The organism is Desulfopila sp. IMCC35006, assembly GCF_005116645.1.
In the GTDB taxonomy this organism is placed as follows: Bacteria; Desulfobacterota; Desulfobulbia; order Desulfobulbales; family Desulfocapsaceae; genus Desulforhopalus_A.
Genome location: NZ_SWCM01000007.1, coordinates 98,584 through 119,305 on the forward strand (window position 1 = coordinate 98,584; position 20,722 = coordinate 119,305).

The 20,722-nt window shown below is 50.2% G+C and carries 13 protein-coding genes; 11 read left to right on the plus strand and 2 right to left on the minus strand.

What is annotated here, in order from left to right:
* The first annotated feature begins 144 nt into the window (after positions 1–144).
* The 8 genes from FCL47_RS13360 (at position 145) to FCL47_RS13395 (ending at position 12,643) form a co-directional block, all read left to right on the plus strand.
* Positions 145–2,385, plus strand: coding sequence for a response regulator (locus FCL47_RS13360; protein ID WP_167496482.1), 2,241 nt, complete (start codon positions 145–147; stop codon positions 2,383–2,385).
* Positions 2,379–4,511: an EAL domain-containing protein gene (locus tag FCL47_RS13365; protein ID WP_136814017.1), complete on the plus strand. Its 2,133-nt coding sequence runs from the start codon at positions 2,379–2,381 to the stop codon at positions 4,509–4,511. Before FCL47_RS13360 ends, FCL47_RS13365 begins: the two co-directional genes overlap by 7 nt.
* 802 nt (positions 4,512–5,313) lie before the next feature.
* On the plus strand, positions 5,314–6,846 hold the full coding sequence (locus FCL47_RS13370) for a TolC family protein (RefSeq protein WP_136814018.1): 1,533 nt from the start codon (positions 5,314–5,316) through the stop codon (positions 6,844–6,846).
* A 21-nt stretch (positions 6,847–6,867) separates the two neighbouring features.
* Positions 6,868–7,809 (plus strand): phosphate/phosphite/phosphonate ABC transporter substrate-binding protein, encoded by a 942-nt coding sequence (locus FCL47_RS13375; protein WP_136814019.1) that lies wholly within the window; start codon positions 6,868–6,870, stop codon positions 7,807–7,809.
* 2 nt (positions 7,810–7,811) lie between these two features.
* Positions 7,812–8,756 (plus strand): phosphate/phosphite/phosphonate ABC transporter substrate-binding protein, encoded by a 945-nt coding sequence (locus FCL47_RS13380; RefSeq protein WP_136814020.1) that lies wholly within the window; start codon positions 7,812–7,814, stop codon positions 8,754–8,756.
* An 86-nt stretch (positions 8,757–8,842) separates the two neighbouring features.
* On the plus strand, positions 8,843–9,280 hold the full coding sequence (locus FCL47_RS13385; protein WP_167496483.1) for a hypothetical protein: 438 nt from the start codon (positions 8,843–8,845) through the stop codon (positions 9,278–9,280).
* Positions 9,281–9,289: 9 nt separating this feature from the next.
* Positions 9,290–10,264, plus strand: coding sequence for a phosphate/phosphite/phosphonate ABC transporter substrate-binding protein (locus FCL47_RS13390; protein WP_167496484.1), 975 nt, complete (start codon positions 9,290–9,292; stop codon positions 10,262–10,264).
* Between the two features lie 63 nt (positions 10,265–10,327).
* Positions 10,328–12,643: an ATP-binding protein gene (locus tag FCL47_RS13395; protein ID WP_205747313.1), complete on the plus strand. Its 2,316-nt coding sequence runs from the start codon at positions 10,328–10,330 to the stop codon at positions 12,641–12,643.
* Positions 12,644–12,780: 137 nt separating this feature from the next.
* Here FCL47_RS13395 and FCL47_RS13400 read toward each other — a convergent pair whose 3' ends face one another.
* Together FCL47_RS13400 and FCL47_RS13405 are read right to left on the minus strand one after the other, a co-directional pair.
* Complete coding sequence (locus FCL47_RS13400) at positions 12,781–15,060, minus strand: carboxyl transferase domain-containing protein (RefSeq protein WP_136814024.1); 2,280 nt, start codon at positions 15,058–15,060, stop codon at positions 12,781–12,783.
* Positions 15,061–15,228: 168 nt separating this feature from the next.
* Positions 15,229–16,632: an acetyl-CoA carboxylase biotin carboxylase subunit family protein gene (locus tag FCL47_RS13405; RefSeq protein WP_136814025.1), complete on the minus strand. Its 1,404-nt coding sequence runs from the start codon at positions 16,630–16,632 to the stop codon at positions 15,229–15,231.
* 453 nt (positions 16,633–17,085) lie between these two features.
* Between FCL47_RS13405 and FCL47_RS13410 the strand changes: the two genes are divergently transcribed.
* From FCL47_RS13410 to prfB, 3 genes are all read left to right on the plus strand, one after another.
* Entirely contained in the window at positions 17,086–17,964 is an 879-nt protein-coding gene (locus FCL47_RS13410) for a hemolysin family protein (RefSeq protein WP_136814026.1), read from the plus strand.
* 5 nt (positions 17,965–17,969) lie between these two features.
* Positions 17,970–19,535 carry an apolipoprotein N-acyltransferase gene (lnt, locus tag FCL47_RS13415; RefSeq protein ID WP_167496486.1) on the plus strand — a complete coding sequence of 522 codons (1,566 nt, stop codon included), beginning with the start codon at positions 17,970–17,972 and terminating at the stop codon, positions 19,533–19,535.
* Positions 19,536–19,575: 40 nt separating this feature from the next.
* Positions 19,576–20,686, plus strand: a protein-coding gene (gene prfB, locus FCL47_RS13420; protein WP_205747314.1) for a peptide chain release factor 2 whose coding sequence is annotated in 2 segments (ribosomal slippage) — positions 19,576–19,659 and positions 19,661–20,686 — 1,110 coding nt in all. Because the reading frame shifts where the segments join, the coding sequence is not laid out codon by codon here.
* The last annotated feature ends 36 nt before the right edge of the window (positions 20,687–20,722 follow it).

The following is a 20,722-nucleotide window of genomic DNA, read 5'->3' on the forward strand; positions in this document are numbered from 1 at the left end:
TCTCGCCCTGTAGATCAGTACAATCATGTTGAAAATTCAATTAATATCCTAAAGAAATTAGAAATAAAAGGAACGCCAGCTAAGATTATCTTTAATAATCACGTGATAGGGGCAATCCAGATCGGAATTTCAGCTGGTTCGATTATGGTAACAGTCCCTCTGGTGTTCCTTATCTGTCTAATACTTGGGGTTCCTCTTGCGTTGCTGGTTTATCGTTTGCCATTGAACATTGTCAAGAGGCTGGAACAAAACCTATTGGATTACCAGAAATTACTTGAAAACAAGGTCGAGCAACGCACCTCTGAACTCCAGGAAAATCTTCAAAAGGCTTGTGTCCTGGCCGAGGCAGCAGAGGCTGCCAACAAATCCAAGAGTGAGTTTCTGGCGAATATGAGCCATGAGATCCGCACGCCCATGAATGGTGTGCTGGGCATGACGGAACTTTTACGAGCCACAGAGCTGAGCGATGAACAGCGCCATTTTACTGACATCATTCAGGGTTCAGGTGAATCCTTGTTGGCGATTATCAATGACATTCTTGATTTTTCGAAAATTGAGGCAGGTAAATTAAAACTGGAATCTATTGGTTTTGATCTGCGACTCTTGATCGAGGATGTTGTGCGCCTGCTTGCTCCGCGAGCAAATGCCAAGGGACTGGAGCTTGCTGTTCTGATTCCCCCTGAAACATTGGTTAGTCTGAGGGGAGACCCTACCCGTCTGCGACAGGTCCTCACCAACCTTATTGTCAATGCGATCAAATTTACCGCAAAGGGTGAGGTCGTCGTTCGGGCTGCAACGATCAGGCAGGATGACTGCAGTGTCTTGGTCCAGATATCAGTTGTTGATACCGGTATTGGTATAAGTCCAGAAGTCAGGCCGCGTCTTTTTAAACCATTTTCCCAGGCTGATGGTTCTACCACCCGTAATTATGGCGGAACCGGTCTTGGTCTGGCCATCTCCAGTGAACTTGTTTGCCAAATGGGAGGTTTGCTGGCCTATGAAAGTGAGCCAGGGAAAGGATCTCGTTTCTTTTTCGATGTGCGGCTTGAATTGGCTCCCGAAGAGCAAAGAAAAGGAATTCTGCCTGATGCAGTTGAGTTGAAAGGAATTCGGGTGCTGATCATCGATGACAATGCTGCCAATCGCGAAATACTAGAACGACAGACAGCATCGTGGCAAATGATTAGTGAGAGTGCCGGCAGCGGACCCGACGGGTTGTCGAAATTGAGTATCGCCCTGCAAAAGGGGCAACCTTTTGATCTGGTTATCCTGGATATGCAGATGCCGGGTATGGATGGTTTGGAGGTAGCAGAACGGATTAAGGCCGATTTCACCACAGCCAAAACGCAGATGATAATGTTGACTTCCGTAGCGTTCCGTGGTGATGCCGACATAGCTCGAAAAAACGGAATATCTGCTTATCTTAACAAGCCTATCCGGCAGTCTGATTTATATGCCTCTCTGCTGACAACAATGGGCAAGAGAACGAGGGGTGAGACTGCTCAACTCCTCAGCCGACAAACTGTTCCTGAAAACAATCGGCAACTGGACATGCATATCCTGGTTGCTGAAGACAATGAAACCAATCAGGAAGTCATCCTCTGCATGCTTCAAAGCCTAGGCTGCAGGGTAAAGCTTTGCGCAAATGGTCAAGAGGCGGTTGATGCGGCAAGTGAAAAGGAGTACGACCTCATTTTTATGGACTGTCAAATGCCGGTGATGGATGGATATCAGGCATCAAACTTCATTCGCCATATGGAAAAAAGGAAAGGGCAGGGCAGGCATATTCCTATCATCGCATTGACGGGGAATGCCTTAAAGGGAGATAAAGAGAAGTGCCTTTCTGCAGGTATGGACGATTATATGAGTAAACCATTTAAGAAAGATGATATGTTAAAAATGCTGGAGCATTTTTCCCCGGACAAGATACAGGCTTCAGGAGAAGGACTTACTCTGGAAAAAATGCAAAATGCAACGAACCCCACAGGGCTATTGCAGAGTGAACACCAGGAGATAGATAGCGAAATGAATGCACCGCCAATTGATCAAAGTGTTTTGAATGCTCTCAGGGACCTGCAGATTGAAGGAAAGCCTGATATTCTTGTCAGGATTATCAGTGCCTACCTTGAAACTACCGGGCCTCTTGTTGCAACATTGCAGCAGGCACTGGCGGCAGGCGAGCTTGAGGTAATGAAAAAAGCAGCGCACAGCCTCAAGTCGAGCAGCGCGAATGTGGGGGCGCTTGAGCTTTCCGAGTTAAGTAAAGAGCTTGAACTGTGGAATACTAATAGGTTGGACGATGCAACGGATCTTGTCTTGGCGATAGAATCAGAATTTGTCCGGGTAAAGGCCGCATTAAAGAGGGAGATATCTCCGGTATGCTAGACAAAACATCTCTGGACGAAAAGCCTCTGGCCCTGGTGGTGGACGATGATCTTTCCTTGCGTCTGTCCATGTGTGCTGCCCTGGCTAAAGCCGGTTTTGCTACGGTTGAAGCCGAGAATGGCCGTGAAGCGGTTGAAATTTTCCAATCGGATGCGCCGGATATAATCCTGCTCGATGTGGTAATGCCGGAAATGGATGGCTTTGCAACATGCTCTGCCATACGCAGTATGCCGACAGGAAAATATACCCAGATTTTGATGGTAACCGGGCTCGATGATACAGAATCCATAGAGCGTGCGTTTGAAGCCGGTGCAAACGATTTTGTCGCAAAACCGATCAACTGGACCATGTTGGGCCACCGGGGAAAATATATGCTCCGAGCCGGCCGGGCCATGGAGGAACTCAACAAGAGTAAGCGGCGCCTGGCCAAGACGCAGGAACTTGCCCTGCTGGGCAACTGGGAGATCGACCTTATCAACAATTCATTTCACTGTTCTCCTGAAGCCGGTCGTCTTCTGGGATTAACAAAAGTTCATCGACAGATCAGCTACAACGATTTTCTGGCGTCTGTCGCTATTCAGGAACAGGACAGGGTGAAGGAAAAAATTGACAGTGCCGTCAAGTTCAAGAGACCTTTCAGTATAAATTACCGGGTTATTCTTCCCGACGGGGCACAACGGCATATCCTGAATCGATGTGAAATTTTCTTCAATGAAAATGGCGTGGAGGAAATGATGTTAGGTGCGGTGCAGGACGTAACGCAGCTCAAAAATGCTGAAGAAGAGATACGCCTGCTCGCCTTTTACGACAGTCTGACCGGTTTGGCAAATCGGACGCTTTTTATGGATCGTCTTGGCCATGAAATTGCTTCGGCCAATCGACATGGGAAAATTTTTGCGCTGTTATTTCTTGATCTTGACCAATTTAAACGGATTAATGACAGCTTCGGCCACCATATCGGCGATCTTTTATTAAAAAATGTGTCGGAAACCCTTCAGAAATGTATCCGAAAGAGTGATTCAGCGACAGGGCCGGTGCTGGCGAGCGATTCTGATACCCTGATCGCCAGGCTTGGCGGCGATGAATTTATCATCTTGCTGTCAGATATTCAAAAGCCGGAGAATGCAGCAATCGTGGCCAGAAAAATTATTCAGGCAATACCGACAGTATATGTTCTGGAAGGTCATGAAATTTCGGTAACCACGAGTATTGGCATCAGTATCTTCCCGGTAGATGGCAAGGACATGGAACTCCTGTTGAAAAATGCCGATTCTGCAATGTATCATGCAAAGGAAAAAGGGAGAAACAATTATCAATTTTACAAAAATTCATTGAATGATGCCGTTTCAGAGCGTTACTCCCTCGAGCAAGGGATGAGAAACGCGCTGAAAAGAGATGAATTTGTGCTCTACTACCAACCGCAGATTGAACTTGCCACGCGGAGGATTGTCGGCGCTGAAGCCTTGATACGCTGGCTCCATCCGCAAAAAGGAATGATCCCGCCCGATAAGTTTATCCCCATTGCCGAGGAGACTGGTCTTATCATCGATATCAACAAGTGGGTGATACAGACTGCCTGCAGGCAAAACGAACAATGGCGACAGGCTGATTTGAAACCGATCAGGATTGCCGTTAATCTCTCCGGGTATCAGCTGGCCAGCCAGAATATTATCCAGATCATCCAGGAAGCACTTGCCGATGCTGATCTTGACAGCAGCAACCTTGAGATTGAAATCACGGAAAATGTTTTTATGCAGGAAACGAAAGATACCATAGGGATACTCAAACAGATGAAAGACCTAAAACTGAGAATAGCCCTGGATGATTTTGGAACCGGGTATTCATCGCTGAGTTACCTGACTACTTTTCCGGTGGATGTTATAAAAATTGATCGTTCTTTCGTTATGGGCTGTACCATGCTGGAAAACAGCCGCGTCATCATTAAAGCAATAATAGCGATGGGGCACAGTCTGGGAAGCAAGATCGTCGCAGAAGGTATTGAAACCGAAGAGCAATTTGAGCTCATTAAGGGATACGGAGCAGATGAGGGTCAGGGGTATTTATTTTCTCCACCTGTGAACCACATCGAATTTGCCAGACTTCTCGCCCAAGAGTGCCTTCTGTAGATTTGTTGCCGATATGCTGCATATGGTGCCGGGCCCACGACATTGTTGCCAGCTTTTATGCATAAATCGGCCGGCAGCGCCTCCGCCTCAAAAAAGCAATTTGCAATGTGATTACTACTGAACCTCAGCAGTATGGGGATATGAGATGCCCTTGTCACGGGACGCCATAAACCCATCCCTGGGGGCTTGACCGCAGCCATCCAGGCTGCGGAACACCCGTGCAAAGGGCATCTCATATCCCTCTGGATCTTCTAAGCTGAGGTTCAGTAGTAATCACATTTTGTAATGACATTGTTATTTCCGATAATCGCACGTGTTTGGCATTTTCAAAACAGAAAAAATTCTCATACCAACTTCCTCGTAGAATAAAAATTTGCTCAGGGACAAGGCCTTGTGATAGGCTTTTTTTAGTGGGAACAGGTTGCGAGCAATCCATTAATTATGTCCAGGTAATTGAGAGTGTATGAGAGCTAACGCCAAAAGATTAGGTGCGGTGTAGCTCATCTATCCAGAAACAGGCAATAATCCTATAGAACGTATCTCCTTGCCAAAAGGCAATTGTATTGTTTTGAGGGAATACCAGCACCTCCACCCTGTGTGCCGCCTTGTTTTTCTCTGTGCCTCTTTTGCTCCAACCATGCTTCATCAATACCAATCCAGTTATGTCAATAGAGATATATCCGGGCTTTAAATGCATAGTGCCGCTGTATGCTGTGCTTGGTGAGCTGCACCGGTGTAGAACTGTTAACCTTTTGGTTACACAATACTGGCCTATTTGGCCTGCTTAGCAAAGGAAAACGACATGGTAGTGAAAAAACGACAGTTACCTCAAAAGAAATCTTTTAAGGTGCGTGTGCTTGCGTTGTGTTTACTCGCCGGTATGTTTGTAACATCCACCGGGCATGCCGCTGAAATCTCGCACCCAGAACAGGCTCTCTCCATAGACCGTCCCGACAGGCCAAACCTGAAGCAGTGCATAGAAATTGCCCTGGAAAAAAATCGCTTCCGTTTCATGTCACGCTACAGTGTTGAAATTGCCGAGGCGCAGCATCAGCAGGCGCTGTCGGGCTATTGGCCGCAGATCGGCGCCAGTGCCAACTACAGCATCATGGATCAGGACCCCAATTTCATCTTTCCATCGCAGAATATCTCGTTGCAGGGTGCATACCTTAATCTGAATGTCCCGACCGGACTCCCTGCTCCGTATCCTGCTGAAATTGTGCAAAAACTTGAATCCCTCCCGGTTCCGGAACAGGATGTCAAGCTGATGGACAGAAAAAATCTCGTTTCTTCACTTAATGCGACCCTGCCATTATATACCGGTGGTCAGGTCAGCGCCATGGTTCGTCAGGCCAAGTCCGGGATCAAGGCGGCCAGTGAGGAAGCCCGCCGCACCGACCTGCAGATTGCCTACGATACTACCCGTTATTACTATGGGGCGGTTCTTGCCCGGGAGCTGGTCCAGATAGGCAAAGACGCCCTTGCCCGTATGGAGGTGACGCTGGAGCTGACCGAAAATCTGTATACCCACGGCTCAGGTACGGTCAAGAAGACCGACTATCTGCGGAATAAGACGGTGGTGGAGTGGCTGCGGACAGCGGTGACTGCCCTGGTTGCAAACGAAGAACTGGCCAAGGCGGCCCTCACCAATTCCATGGGGCTCGACTGGGAAAGTCCGGTGGAACCGGCACCTGAGGAATTGCCTTTCTATCCGTCCAAGGTCGAATTGAAGGATCTGGTCAACGGTGCGTATAGTTTCAATCCGGACTGGCTCCGCCTTGAGGCCGGTCTTGAAGCGGCATCGGCCAAGATTGACGAAGCGAAAAGCGGCCACCTCCCCAAAGTAGGGCTCTTCGGCAATCTGACACGCATCGATAATTCTTACGATAAAGGGATCGCAACTCCGGACAACAAAAATTCATGGACCATTGGCATCGGCATGGAGATCCCTCTCTTTAACGGGTTGCGCACCACCAATGAGGTCCGCGAAGCCAAAGCGCGTCTCGCAAAACTAAAGCAGCAGCAATTCCTGCTCAAGGAGGGACTGGCCCTGCAGGTAAAGCATATCTTCATTCAACTGATGAGCACCCAGGAGCAGAAATCCTCTTCAGAGGCCGCTGCCAACTCATCGGAGGAAAACCGTTCGTTAAATGAGCGGGCCTACCAGGAAGAACTGGTGGAGACCAAGGATGTCATCGAGGCCCAGCTTGTCGAATCCCTGATGAAAGCCCAGTACCGCAAGTCACTTTATGACAATCTGGAGGCCAGAGCTAATATGGATTTCGTCATTGGCAAACAGATTACCGATATTATGGCTGCCACCCCGGCGCTGTAGACCCGACCTGCCGGAGCCGTCGTGCATTTAAAAGAACGCATCATCGCATACCTTATCACACTGGCTGTCCTCAGTGGCCTGGGCTGGTGCACATCGCTGGGCGCTGCAACAGCACCCGGTGATGTGCCGGTCAGGCATAACCGTTATGTTTACGGATACTCGGCGCAATTATTTTATAACGTCAATCAAAAAGACCTCACCGGGTTGCTGAAGGTCTTTACGCGCCTAACCGAACGTAAAATGAAAGATCCTGGGGAAACGTCTTTAGTGGTGTACGATAGGGTATCTGATATGGAGAAAGCCCTGGCAAGAAATGAGGTGGACATATTGATTATGATCCCGGAAGATTTTGTCAGTCTGCGAGCTCAATACCAGCTGGATCCTATTTTGTCGGCAGACTATGGCGATCATTTTTACAACGAGATCCTCCTGCTGGTGCGAAAGGACAGCGGCATAACGGATGTCGGCAAACTGCGGGGAAAAAGCCTGCTGGTCGATGTGGGGCAGCAAGGCACCATACCGATGAAATGGCTTGATTCCCTTCTGGCTACTCGCATCTCCTCCTATGCTAAAGGGTTCTTCGGGAACATTCGTGAACATGCCAAGTCCAACCAGGTCATCACGCAGGTTTTTTTCGGCAAAACCGATGCCTGTCTGGTAAGCCGAAACTCCTTTGAACTCTCGGCTGAACTGAATCCGCAGCTCAAAAATAAATTACACATCCTGGAAAAATCGCCTGGTTTTGTAACCGGGATCATCGCCGCGCGCAAGGGTCTGAAAAAATCTACCCGTGACGATATAGCGAAAATTCTTGCGGAAATGTACACCGACCCGAAGGGAAAGCAGATTATGACCCTGTTCCGGATCAACCGGTTGGTTCCTTGTTTGCCCGAGCATCTGATCTCTGTTGAAAAGCTCATCTATGAGCATTCGACCAAAAACTATTTTTCGGCCCAGAGGTAGACGTGGCCACAAGGCGCAAAACCCTGCTATATCTGGGCATCGGTACAAAATTTTTTGCCCTTGCCGCGCTCATGGTCACTTGCTGTCAGATAGCCCTGGCCAAGGCGGAGAGCAGCGCTGATCAAATCAGACTCGGTATTTCCAGCAAGGCCTTCAGCAACGTGCCCAAAACCGATATGAAGATTGCCACCGGGGTTTTGGCCAGCAAAGTGGCCAGTAAAACCTTCGGGACTGTTGAATCACGGATTTATGACTCGCCAATGGACATCGAGCGTGATCTGCAAGCAAACAAGCTCGATGTGCTGGCCATGACCCCCGATGATTTCATCCGCCTCAGGTCACGGGTGTCTATCGAACCGGCTTTAGTGACCGTGGCCGGAAACAGCCATGAAGTTGAGTTGGTATTTCTTGTCAGGAAAGACAGTGGTTTCAACTCGGTAGCAGACCTGCATGGCCGAAATATTGCGCTGCCCTCGTTGGATGTCCAGTATGGTGCTGTCTACCATACCTGGGCTGAAGCGCTGGTGATGAAAGAGGGGGCGGCTTCCCTGGATGGTTTCTTCTCGTCCGTTAATGAGACAACATCATCCAGCCAGACTATTATGCCGGTGTTTTTCCGGAAAACAGCCGGGTGTGTTATATCAAGACACGCCTTTCTGGTTGCATCCGAATTGAATCCACAACTTTCCAGGGATCTGAAGGTGGTGGCACAGATCGGTGGCTTGGTCGGCGGACTTATTGTGTTCCGCAAAGATCTTTCCGAGGAAAACAAAGAGAAGACAAGAGAGGCGCTGCTCGATCTTGACCAAGATCAGGAGGGGCGGCAGTTGCTTATGCTGTTCCATTTGAACAGTCTCACTCCTTTTCGATCTGAATACATGAAGATGACCGAGGCGCTTTATGCCGAGCACAAGAAACGCACGGCGATGGTTGCCGGCAAGGAATAAAAAAAGTGAAACCTTTTCATAGCCATTTTTTTTTAAAACAGGCGATACCCATTGTGCTCCTATGCATCATAGCCGCCAGCCGATGCATGCTGCCTGGTACCCTGTTTGGCGCGGAGGACCCAAAAAATCTCATTATCGGCTACACAGAGAGCGCTTACAACGGCGTATCAAGTGCCGATGTCAAGGCCTCTGTCAACATTCTGCTGCAAAAGATTGCCTTGACGCATTTCAATAAAGGTGAGGTTCACTTCTATACGAAGTTCTCCGATATTGCGACTGCTCTGATGGTGATCTCTCGCAGGGATAAACTATTACAAGGGGTAATTGCCGTAAACGGCAGGCTTTCAACGGATTTCAAAAAAAAGACCAGACAATCTTTCCTTAGCCTCCCCGGTAGCGTGCAAGGCCAACAACTTCTCATGCTCTTCAAAATATCTGATATTCTACCATTTATTCCCGGTAGTCTGCAGGCTACTGAAGATCTTTATGCTGAACATTTCAGGCTGAACACCATAAGCCGCTGAGAAATGATTATGAGTACTGCCCGCAATCCGCAATCCCTCAAGCCAGGTGCTGTGATTCAGCTTGCCTGCAGCGGCATTGTCATCTGCCTGCTGCTGGCAGTACTCCTCAGGGCGACGCCCGCTGGTGCGGCAGTGGAATCGAATGCCGACATGCCCAAGCTGTTTCGGGCCGGGTTTCTGCAAAGCGTCTTCACCAATATAGATCCAAAGGATGCCAGGGTGGTTTTGGAGCTGTACTGTCAGAATATTGCTGACGAACTCCAGTTCAACGTCGACTACAAGGTGGTTATGTTTGATTCACTCGAATTAATGGTCGATGCTGTTCGCCAAGGTGCATTGGAACTGGTATCCATACCAAGCATCGAATACCTGAACATCCGCAAAACCATTCCACTGATCCCTGCTTTTGTTGGAACCAACGGCACCAGTCAGGGGAAAGATTATGTCATTATCACCCGCAAGGATAGTGGTATCCATTCTTTTTCCGACCTGAGGGACAAGTCGATGATGCTTCCCTCGGTTACCACCTATGAACCGGCTCATCTCTGGCTGGAAGTGATGTTGCTGAAAGCTGGCAAAGGGGCACGGGATGTCTTTTTCAGCCAGGTAAAGGAGGCGCCCAAAATGACCAAGGCAATCATGGCAGTCTTCTTCCGACAGGCCGATGCCGCGATTGTCACCGGCGCAGGACTCGAGATAAGTCAGCAACTCAATCCACAGCTGGCCGTGCAATTGACCGTTCTGGCCGAATCTCCCAATTTGGGTGATTTTGTGACGTGTATGAACCCGAATACGTCGGAAAGATTTCGCGATAAACTGTCAAAGGCCTTGGTTCGTCTCAACGAAAGCAAGAGCGGTCAGCAGTTGTACCTCATTTTCCAGACCAAAGGGATCATCCCCTTTAAACCGGAATATATGGAAGGACTGGAAGGACTGCTCCATGAGCGCGATCGTCTGACAGTCAAAACAATTTCAAAAAAATAACGTCATAGTGCCATGGAACAACCCCAAAATACAGATATTTTACGCTCGTTTGCAAGACCCCGTATGAGCTTTTGGCCAAGACGGATCCTGTACCGGGTGGTGCTGATGTTATCGGCCCTGATCGTCATTACCCTTGGCATTTTTGTGCTGGTCAATATGCCGTACCAGCGCAAGGCGGTTCTGGAGGCAATGGAATCGGAAGCGCGAAGCACTGTGACCTCCATCAGTCAGGTGACTTCAAGCTCGGTGATAACCGAAGACTTTGCCACGGTTATCGAGCATTGCATGCTGGTCGTCGAGGAGAGTCCGTCAATCAGCTATGTGGTTATCACCCGAAATGACGGTTTTTCCCTCAGTTTTACAAAAACAGGATGGAGGGAAAATACTCTCAGCGGGCTTTGGGTGCCTGAGGGGGAGCGGATCGCCAGCAGCCGTTTTCTCAAGAGCGAATTTGCCGCTGATGAAGTGTACCACTATTCGACGCCATTCCAGTACTCCAGTATCGATTGGGGCTGGATCCATATCGGGCTTTCTCTTGATAAGTTCAAGGCCAATATCCGGGCGCTGTATTTCCGCACCGCTCTGCTTGCCTTGTTCTGCCTCTTTTTCGGCATCATTGTCGCGCTTTATTTTGCCAGCAAGCTGACAAGGCCGATAGACACCCTTGCCCACGTGACCAAATTAGTTTCCCGGGGGGATCTGTCCGCCCGTACCGATATCAGAACAGGTGACGAACTGGAAGATCTTGGCCAATCGTTTAATACCATGACCGAGAGATTGCAGACCGCACAGGAAGAGATGATTGCCGCCCGGGAGTACACGGAAAACATCATCAAATCAATGAATGACACCTTGATTGTGCTGTCCCCGGATGGTGTCATCGTGCGGGCCAACACCGCATCATCCAGGCTCCTTGGCTATGACGAGGGAGAGTTGATCGGCATGCATATGGACAAAATTCTTCAACCATCTGCCACATGTTCTGGCGGGGATGCAGTTGCGTTCGATTTTACCGGAAGCTGTCCTGTCAAAGATTTCAGCAATGTGGAAACTTTCTATACGGATAAAGAAGGCCGGCAGATTCCGATAATTTTTTCCTCGTCCTTTTTACACGGCGATGATAATTCCGTGCAGGGCGTCGTCTGCGTCGGCCTTGATATTACCGCCCGAAAAGAGTTGGAGGAAACACTCCTCACTGCCAAGGATAACGCCGAGGCGGCCAATAAGGCGAAATCTCAGTTCCTGGCCAATATGAGCCACGAAATCCGTACGCCGATGAATGGTGTTCTGGGACTGCTGAGTCTGCTGGTCGACACACCTCTGGCTGCCGAACAGCACAAAATGGTTCATATGGCGCACAGTTCTGCGGAGCAACTGCTGGAAATTATAAATAATATTCTGGATTTTTCCAAGATAGAGGCTGGTCGGCTGGAATTGCAGAAGGGTGATTTCATACTCCGTGACATGATTCATGAACTGATTGACATGTTCTGGATCAAGATACAGGAAAGTGCCATCAACCTGGTGTATGAGGTTGACGAGAGCTTGCCTGTGGCAGTAAAAGGAGATGCCGTCCGCCTGCGTCAGATACTGATCAATCTGATCGGTAATGCCTTGAAGTTCACCAAAGCGGGCGAGGTGTCTCTCAGGGTTTTTCTGGTGGAGAAAACAGTCGACCATTTTCTGCTTCGTTTTGAAGTTCGAGATACCGGCCCTGGAATTCCGCCGGATAAGCAGCGGATCATTTTTGATGCTTTTTCCCAGGCTGATGATACCATGGCACGGCGTTACGAAGGGACCGGCCTTGGCCTGACGATCTCCCGGGAACTGGTGGAGGCGATGGATGGCAGTATTGGTGTTCAGAGCGAAATGGGCAAAGGATCGCAGTTCTGGTTCACCATTCGCGTAGAGCACGCAGAAGCCGCAGATATTGACCCGGTCCCTGCCGACGCCAGCGAGAGACACGAGGAGTCTGCCAGTACGTATACACCGAGAGTACTGCTGGCGGAAGACAATCTGACGAATCAGGTATTTGCGACGCTGGTGCTTGAGGCACTCCAATGCGAGGTGGACGTGGCCAATAATGGGCGTGAGGCTGTAGATGCGGTATTCAGCAGGGAGTACGATCTGGTTTTAATGGATTGCCAGATGCCGGAAATTGATGGCTATGAGGCTACCGGGATCATCAGGCGGAATGAGCTGGAACGCAATGGTGCCGGGCGTCGTGCCATTATCATCGCCCTGACCGCCAACGCTATTGACGGAGATCGGGAGCGCTGCCTTGCGGCAGGGATGGACGATTATCTGACCAAACCGTTTACCTTGCCTCAGATACAAGCCCTTCTGCATCGCTGGCAAACCGTACCGACCAGGAATTGACAATATTGCCTGGCGCAACGGACGCAGAGCGATGGTTCGCATCTGGTACAACCATGGCAGTGCCGGTCGGCTGCTTGTCTTCAATGTTCAGGCGATGCCGCTGCGTGTGGCAGCAGCGGCATCGCTGTCAGTTGTTCTTATCGATAGTACAGGCTTGGGCTGCCCATGGTCAACAGGGCCTTGTGCAGGTTTCTTCTGAATTCCCGACGGTCCCATATGCCCTGAATATGCCCGCGCTTCAGGGCATTTTTGGCCGAATGATAGTCCGGCGGGATGTCTGCCCCGGTGGTTTCCCGGATGACCCGCGGTCCGGCAAAGCCGACCCGGCTTGATCTGATGGCAAACTGGTAGGGCGAGCAGCCGAGAAAGGAGGCGACCGGTCCGGCGTAGGAGTTGTTGTCGTACACTACCAGGTACAATCCTCCGGCATCGATATATTCCCGAACCGCCATGGTACATTTGGGCATCTGGGTGACGCCCAGGGTACCTTCCTGGATGCGGATGCCGCCGGTGGTGTGGATATAGGCCAGGAAAGGTCGTTTCTTGCGTCTGGCAAGAGCACAGGCCTGGGCGAATTTCTCACCCTCGGCTGAACCCACCGTGCCGTTCCGAAAATCGGAATACAGCATGGCGACAATGATCTGAATGCCATTGATCTTGGCATGGAAGGTCATATTGCCCGAGCGTTTGCCGGTCTTGTCCTTGGCCCGCTGCAGCCGTTCGGTGAATCCAGTGTAATTAAGCGGATTCCCTGAAGTTATTTCAGAGTTGAACTGGCGGATTGAGTTGGGGTCGAAGATGTTTTTCAGATACCACTGGTGTTCCAGCGGGAAATGGTGGCCACAGGTCTCGCAGACCCCGGCAAATTCGCCATAAAGATCCGGGATCCACAGATCTTTGCAGCCATATTTTTCGGCATTGGGACAACTCACCGTCCGGTCGATGTTGGCCAGCGGGCTGGTGTAGGTGTCGGTGAGTTCCAGCGGGTCAACCCGTCTCGTCTGGTTCTCCTGTTGATTGCCTCCCCCGGTATAGGTAATCAGGCGCTGTGGCTTTTCGGTCTTTTTCTTGCCAAAGAGGTCGATAAAAGCGGTTATCGGTTCGGTAATGCGCTTCAACATGACCGAGCTCTCACCCGACACGTCGTTTAGCACCTTTTTTACCTGCCGCTTGTGATTTTTCATAATATCATAGCGCAGGGTGTAATAGACCTTTTCGGTTTTTACCTTGGCCAGGTTATAGATGCCTTCCTCCGCCTCGGCCTGCCCCATAAAGCCGTTCTTGCCCATCGTCAGATATTTTTTTGAGCGGGCGGAAAGGAGTCTTTTGATTTCCTCTTTGTTGAGATCCCACGGCACCTCGACCTGAAGTTCTTCTTCATTGGCAGGCTTATGCTTCTTTCGCCGGATTTCATAGGTTCGCAGTGTGCTGAAACTCTTGGTCGAAAGGACAATCTTGTCTGTCGCCCGCAGCATTTCGGCACGAAGCTTGGCAAAAAAAGCAAAGTCATCCCGTCTTGCGCCGAGGAGCGGTTCGTAGATGATGCGGTCGATAGTCCCTTTTTCGAGATTATCCCTGGCGGTCAATTTGAGCCGGTCGGCACAGACCTCGATCAACTCTTTGGGCACCTTGGAGCCCTCGCGGATTTTGCCTTCAATGGCGGCGGCGCCTTCCGGGGAAATGACCGAATAATAGCCATGCGATGCCATGATCCGATAATCGGAGAGGCCGATGGCCTCTGCACCACCCGAGCCTCCTTCGGAGATCATCGAAATCATCGGGACCCTGAGTTTGGTCATGGCATATATATTTCTGGCAATCTGCTGCGCCGCGCCCGAGCCTTCTTCGACCGGGTAGGAGCCGGGGGTGAAGATATAGAAATGGATGGGAATCCCTTCCGTCTCGGCAACCTTCATGTACCGAAGGGCTTTTTCGTTGCCCTGGGGCTTACAGGAGCCACCGTTGCGAAACTCTTCGCCATGCCCTGTTTCCTGACCAATGACCATGACCGAGGCGGTATAGGGTTTATTCTTGATCCGCCTGGTAATGGTGGCTTTGGCACAGATCATCGCCGGATCAACATTGGTATCGCCCTCGCCGCCCAGCTCCGTGTAATCCTCATACACATTTTCCAGGATATCTTTGAGGCTGAACCGCTGAATCGAGCGGACGATCCGGACCCGTTCCATCGGTGTCAGATGTTCTTCGGCCCGTTCCTCGAGAAAAGAAATCGACTCATTGAGCTTTCGGATCTCTGCCGCCAGCTGTTCCTCGGTGAAGTCATAGACGGTTTGTTTGAGCTGGTCGCAATTTTTCTTGAAACCATCCAGATTCCCCCAGTTGGAAAAATCCTTTATCTGGAGCAGGTAATTGATCCGCTCTTCTATTTTCAATAGCTGCTTGAGTAATTCTTTCATGTTGAAACTATGTTTTGATATCGTTGATTGATAGCGTAGTAATCCCGATAAAAGGGAAATATGAAGAATCCCCCTCAGGGGGACTCTGTATAGTCCCCCCTGAGGGGGATAAGTACCTTGAAACAGATTGTTTTCTTGCAAAAAAGCAAGAAGGTAATCTGTACGGTACTAAAAAGCGAGCAGGCGATCCAGATTATTTTTAAGGTAGTCGAGATTGGTGATAATCGGTTTATTATGTGAATCTTTACCACGGATAACGGTTTCATCGATAAATCGAGCCGCTTTAAGTTTGGCGTCGTCCATCGAGTCTCCCCAGACGAGAGCAAGTGCCAGATTCGGGTCAAAATCGCTGGGAATCGGGTACGGTCTGTCGCTGGGAACATGGGAATACACGACAGACCAGGGATGGTCGGGAAATTTGAACTCGGTAATCGTGCCGATCCAAGGGGCAAACCCTCGGCGGGTATCTTCCGCGACGATACGCAGTTCAATGGCGGCACCTTTGAATTTCACTGCATTCTGTTTGTAACCGATTCGGTTGCCAAGTCCCAGGCGGATCTGCTCGCGAATAAGATTTGGCTGTTCCCCGCCAATATAACTGATTCTCGCCGAGATATCATTTTCTACCTGGATGCGGGTGTTGACCTCCAGGAGATAGGGCTGACCGGATCTGCTGATGATCCATTCCCAGGTGCCGACATTGTCATATTTGACGTAATCCGCCAGCTTAAGCGAGTATTTGACGATCTGGTCGAGAAGTTTCTTTTCGTCAAAGTCGTACTCGAAGCAGGAGTCGTGAAAACCGGGTGCTGCCTCGACGCGCTTTTGTCGACCTGTGGACTGAATGGTGCAGTTTCTTGAGCTGAAATGGATTCGTTCGCCAAATTTAGAGCAGACGAGCTGTACTTCCAGGTGGTTGTAATCACGAAGACATTGTTCAATGAGCACACCGCCATCGCCAAACTGTCTCTTGGCGTAATTCTGCAACTGCCTGTATATTCTGCGGAACTGTTCGATCTCCGTCACTTCTTCTATGCCCATGCCGCCGCCACCGGCTGCTGCCTTGACAAGAATTGATGGATTGTCGATCCCGTTCTGTCGCTGGTCGTCAAGGAGTCCTGCGGCAATCTCTTCTGCCTCCATCTCGTTATAGATGGGGGCATCCGTACCAGGAATGGTCGGAATACCGAGTTTATTGGCGATTCGCTTGGTATTGATCTTGTCGCCAAGATCTCTGATTACTTCCCAGTTCGGGCCGATAAAGGTAAGGGGCCGGTCGCGGATGGTCGCCCGCCTGGCAAAACGGAAATCCTCCGAAAAGAACCCGTAACCGGGGTGGATGGCTGTGCATCCACTATGGTCGGCAACGGCGAAGATATCGTTGGGTTCGGTGTAACTGGTAATGCGCCATGCGTTCTGTTCCGGACCGCTGGTGATATTTCGGCGAACATGCTCCGAATCCTTGTCTGCTTCGGTGTAAACAACTACATAATCGAGATCAAGATCCTTGCAGGCATTCATGATCCGAATAGCTATCTCACCACGATTGGCTATAAGAACCTTTCCTTCCAAACTGTTCCTCGTCTAGTATTAATACGTTAATTATTATCCTGAAACCGGCGAGTGTTTTCCTGTTATTTCTTGCGAATACACACTATTTATACTATATGAAATCGACGCTACTATAGTCATGCGAGGCGGATTAGAAAAGAAAAATTATACTCTGGCAACTGGTTTTACAATGTACCAGACCTCATCTCAGGGAAATCGCTTGTTTCTGCTTGACAGTATAATCGTGTTGAACCTTAATAATCCTGAATATTTGTAAGCGGGATGTTGATTTTTTCATCCGCGATGTTATCTATCTAGATTATAATTTTTTTCCGAAGGCGCGGTAAGTTACGTTTTTTACCTGACCATCGTGTTAAAGTGAAATGTTGCGAGTTTATTTTTTTAAAGGCGGCTTTTTATCCTGCCTCCCGAACAACTACCGATAGTCGGCATACAGGGCACCTCATCTGCACAATGGACAACGACGATACAGAACATGAAGAACAGCAGAACAACCAGAGAAAAGGTTTTCTCCAGAAATTATTAACAGCGATATCCTTCAGGAAGCCAGGCACAAAGGAAGATCTGGAACACGATATTCAGGAGCTTCTTGAAGAAGGCGAAGAGCATGGTTTGATCTCCCAGCTCGAGGAGAGAATGATCAATTCCATCCTCGAGTTTCGCGAGACCTATGCCTCGGAGATAATGACTCCGGCGGCGGAAGTTGTCTCGTTTGATGAGTCGGCGCCGATGTCAGAGCTTATAGAAATAGTTACGGAGAGCGGTTTTACCCGAATCCCCGTGTACCGGGGCAACCCCGACCGGGTCATCGGCGCGATCCACGCTAAAGATCTGCTCAGGCTCTGTTCCCGTCCTTCAACGGAGCCCGTTGATCTGTCGGGCTATTTGCGGCCGGTCTACTTTATCTCGGAGTCAAAACCGATTGTCGATCTGTTGCGTGAGTTTCAGAAACGCAAAGTGCACATGGCCATGGTCACCGATGAGTTTGGGGCGGTGCGGGGCCTGATCACCTTGGAGGATATACTTGAGGAGATTGTCGGCGAGATTGACGATGAGTACGATGAAGACGAACATACCCTGGAAGTGATAGATGAGCATACCGTCCAGGTGCACGCCTGGGTCGATATTGAAAAAATCGAGGACCATTTTTCTATTGAACTCCCTGAAGGTCCCTATGAATCGGTGGGAGGACTGGTGATTCATCTGTTGGGGCGGCTGGCGATTACCGGCGACAGCGTTGAAATTGCCGGCTGTCGGTTTGATGTGCAAAGCGCTGATGCCAGGCAGATAAAGATGGTCCGGGTAAGTCAGTTAGTACCCCAGAACGAATAACAGTCGTGGCATTTTTTCGCAGTAGCTCTTTTTTCCTGTCTGTTCTGACCAGCCTGCTGCTCTGGGTTTCTTTTCCGGGGGGCGGGGAGATCTGGCCGATACTCCTTGTGGCACTCATTCCCCTGCTCTATAGCCTGTTCGGTGTAAACACTCGGAGCGCCATCTTCTGTGGACTGAGCTGCGGCCTGGTGCATTTCACCCTGCTCCTCTACTGGATAGTTACTGTCCTTAGTAAATATGGAGGACTGCACTGGTTCCTCGCGGTTCCGGCCTTGCTTCTTCTCGCTCTGTACATGAGCTTGTATTTTGCGCTTTTCGCCCTGCTTGCCCGCTTTATTCTTCTGGTCTTTCCTGCCGCCGTTTCGGTGTGGCTGCTGCCCGCACTGTGGGTAGGCGTCGACTGGCTGCGAGCCGTGTTGTTTACCGGTTTTCCATGGATGGACCTCGGCTATGGTCTCTTCGAAGTTCCGGTGCTTGTGCAGATTGCCGATCTTGTCGGGCACTACGGGGTGACCTTTCTTGTCGTGTTGGTCAATACCTGCCTGATGCTGATTCTCAGATTGATTGTCACCAGGAAAACTTCCGTTGTTACATATGCTTTTGTTCTGGTTCCCGTACTTTGTCTGCTTGGCGGAGCGGGTGCGTATTCAACTAACCGCTTTGCCGAGGAGCAGCAGACAAGTGCGGCCCCGGATACCCCGAGAATTACTGTAGGAATTGTTCAGGGAAATGTTGATCAGAGTGTTAAATGGTCACCGGCCCAGCAGCAGGATACAGTGGAAAACTACCTGCGCCAGACGCAGGCGCTCTTTGTCTCTTCCCATCCGTCGCTTGTCGTCTGGCCGGAGACCGCTCTTCCTTTTTACCCGCCGTCCAGTGAATACATGCAACTCCTCAGGGACATGGTGGCGGGCAATAGTTTTGCTCTTTTAACCGGTGCTCCCTGGTACGAAATTATTGACCGAAAGGAAAAAAAAGTAAATTTTTTCAACAGTGCACTGCTTCTGCAACCGGACGGGCAGTACGGCGGTAAATATTATAAAACGCATCTTGTCCCTTTTGGCGAATATGTCCCGCTCAAGAAGTTTTTGCCTTTTCTGGCGCCATTAGTCGAGGCGGTGGGGGATTTCCGTGTTGGCAGAATTGAGCACCCTTTAACCTGGCAGCAGGCAAGGGCCGGGGTTCTCATCTGTTTTGAGTCGGTATTTCCCGATTTATCGCGTCAATGGGTATTGGCAGGAGCGAATATGCTGGTTAATTTGACGAATGACGCCTGGTATGGTAAGTCGAGTGCCCCGCATCACAGTCTCGCCATGGCGGTACTCCGGGCGGTGGAAACCAGACGCAGCCTGGTGCGATCGGCAAACACTGGAATATCCGCCTTTGTCAGCCCGGCAGGGACGATCCTCAGGCAGTCAGAGCTGTTCGTGCCCTGGGCTGCGACATCAGAGGTCACGCTCAGTCAAGAGCTGACAATCTGGGCCCGCTATGGCTATCTGTTCGCTCCTTTCTGCCTGTTGGCAGGCCTTCTTGGCGGGCTGATCGCGGCGGCGAAGAGACGATGGGCCTGAAAGGTAATTTTAAAATATAAAAGCATTAAGGTAAAAAAATATGGCTATTGAAACCGGTGCAGCAGTATCCAAACAGAAACTTGTTGATTTGAAAGTCCGTTTGCTCGCTCTCAAGGAGCATCTTTGACTTAGCTGCCAAAAAGGACCGGCTTGAGGCTCTGGAGCGACAGACCCTTGCCCCCGGATTCTGGAACGATGCCGAAGCGGCAACGGTCATCCAGAAAGAGCACGGTCAGCTTCAGGAAATTATTGCCGGCTGGAATGCACGGTGGAAAGAGCTTGAGGATACGGAACTCTTCCTGGAAATGGTCATGGAAGAGAAGGACGCCGAACTGGAGCAGGAGATCGCCGAGAAAATTGCCACCATGGAAAAAGACCTGGGCCTGGCTGAACTGGAGTGCATGTTCAACGGAGAGCATGACAACAGCAATGCCATCATGTCCATCCATGCGGGGGCCGGGGGGACCGAGGCGCAGGACTGGGTGGAGATCCTTATGCGCATGTATCTCCGCTGGGCGGAAATCCGGGGCCTTAAAACAGATATTCTCGACTATCTGGCCGGTGATGAAGCCGGGACCAAAAGTGTTACCATCATGTTCAAGGGGAGAAACAGTTATGGCTATCTCCGTTCCGAGCTGGGTATTCACCGGCTGGTGCGCATTTCCCCCTTTGATGCCAGCGGACGTCGACATACGTCCTTTGCCTCGGTCATGGTTTTACCGGAGCTCGACGATTCCATTACCGTCGATATCGACGATAAGGACCTGCGCATCGATACCTACCGTTCCAGCGGGGCGGGAGGACAGCATGTCAATAAAACCGATTCGGCGATCCGCATTACCCATCTGCCGACAGGGATAGTTGTACAGTGTCAGAATGAACGTTCCCAGCACAGCAACAAGGCGACGGCCATGAAAATGCTGACCGCCCAGCTGTATGAAATGGAAAAACAGAAACAGGCGGAACAAAGTGAAGGTTTGTCCGGAGACAAGAAGGGGATCTCCTGGGGGAGTCAGATCCGATCGTATGTGCTGCAGCCCTATCGTCTGATCAAGGACCACCGTACCGAGCACGAAACTGGTAATGTCGATGCGGTCCTTGACGGAAATCTCGATCCGTTTATCAAGGCATATCTGCTTCTGGGAAAGTGAGCCTGCTGCAGGATAAAAGAAAGGCCGACTCCGGCA